The 950-nt window shown below is 52.4% G+C and carries 1 rRNA gene; it reads left to right on the plus strand.

The features are described 5' to 3' along the window. A 16S ribosomal RNA gene (locus tag QOS03_RS09135) occupies positions 1–806 on the plus strand; the annotation flags it as partial. Between the last annotated feature and the right edge of the window lie 144 nt (positions 807–950).

The raw sequence follows: 950 nt of genomic DNA on the forward strand, positions 1-950 counted from the left end.
CTGGTCTGCAACTGACGCTGAGGCTCGAAAGCATGGGTAGCGAACAGGATTAGATACCCTGGTAGTCCATGCCGTAAACGATGAGTGCTAGGTGTTGGAGGGTTTCCGCCCTTCAGTGCCGCAGCTAACGCATTAAGCACTCCGCCTGGGGAGTACGACCGCAAGGTTGAAACTCAAAGGAATTGACGGGGGCCCGCACAAGCGGTGGAGCATGTGGTTTAATTCGAAGCTACGCGAAGAACCTTACCAGGTCTTGACATCTTGCGCCAACCCTAGAGATAGGGCGTTTCCTTCGGGAACGCAATGACAGGTGGTGCATGGTCGTCGTCAGCTCGTGTCGTGAGATGTTGGGTTAAGTCCCGCAACGAGCGCAACCCTTGTTACTAGTTGCCAGCATTCAGTTGGGCACTCTAGTGAGACTGCCGGTGACAAACCGGAGGAAGGTGGGGACGACGTCAGATCATCATGCCCCTTATGACCTGGGCTACACACGTGCTACAATGGACGGTACAACGAGTCGCGAACTCGCGAGGGCAAGCTAATCTCTTAAAACCGTTCTCAGTTCGGACTGCAGGCTGCAACTCGCCTGCACGAAGTCGGAATCGCTAGTAATCGCGGATCAGCATGCCGCGGTGAATACGTTCCCGGGCCTTGTACACACCGCCCGTCACACCATGAGAGTTTGCAACACCCAAAGTCGGTGGGGTAACCCTTCGGGGAGCTAGCCGCCTAAGGTGGGGCAGATGATTAGGGTGAAGTCGTAACAAGGTAGCCGTAGGAGAACCTGCGGCTGGATCACCTCCTTTCTAAGGAATTAATCGGAAACCTGCACATTCGTTGAAACTGTGTTCAGTTTTGAGGGGTCTACCCTCAGCTTGTACTTTGAAAACTAAATAATATTTATTTCTTTATTCACAATTAAACCGAGAACACCGCGTTATTTGAGTTTT

The sequence above is a fragment of the Limosilactobacillus pulli genome (assembly GCF_947381555.1).
Lineage (GTDB): Bacteria > Bacillota > Bacilli > Lactobacillales > Lactobacillaceae > Limosilactobacillus > Limosilactobacillus pulli.